This window comes from Streptomyces murinus, from assembly GCF_002154555.1.
GTDB classification, from domain to species: domain Bacteria; phylum Actinomycetota; class Actinomycetes; order Streptomycetales; family Streptomycetaceae; genus Streptomyces; species Streptomyces murinus.
In genome coordinates this window covers 864-1,233 of the sequence record NZ_MUNF01000751.1, presented here as the reverse complement: position 1 = coordinate 1,233, position 370 = coordinate 864, and the positions used below count along the sequence as shown (strand labels likewise).

The window sequence follows — 370 nt, the reverse complement described above, 5'->3', positions numbered from 1 at the left end:
CTCCACCAGGGCGGTGCCCGGCGCCGGTTCGGGCACCGGGGACTCGGCGAAGCGGAAGTGGGCGGCGGTGGGGAAGCCGGTGGGGCGGGCGGTCTGCTGCACGGTGAGCGCGGTCTCGGTCATGAGGAGGACGGTAGGGAGGAATGCCGCGCGGCAGCAGAGGGTTGGGCTCATGGAAGCCGCTGATCCATGAAGCGGGCTCATAGACGCAGGTGGGAGCCCCGAGTGACAGACCTTGCCCCGCAGGAGCTGAGGATCCTGGTCGCCGTGGCCGACGAGGGCGGCTTCTCCGCCGCGGGCACCCGGCTCGGCACCAGCCAGTCCGCCGTGTCCCACGCCGTGCGCGGCATCGAACGCAAGCTGGGCGCCG

1 protein-coding gene and 1 pseudogene are annotated in these 370 nt (G+C 72.7%); one reads left to right on the top strand and one right to left on the bottom strand.

The genetic code is table 11. The annotated features are described in order from the left end of the window. Nucleotides 1–123 (bottom strand): annotated as a pseudogene (locus CCN72_RS41040) (NADP-dependent oxidoreductase); the annotation flags it as partial. 66 nt (nt 124–189) lie between these two features. On the opposite strand from CCN72_RS41040, the gene CCN72_RS41035 reads away from it, so the two are divergent. Continuing rightward, nucleotides 190–370, top strand: a 181-nt coding sequence (locus CCN72_RS41035) for a helix-turn-helix domain-containing protein (RefSeq protein ID WP_425276198.1), incomplete at its 3' end; no start/stop codon positions are given.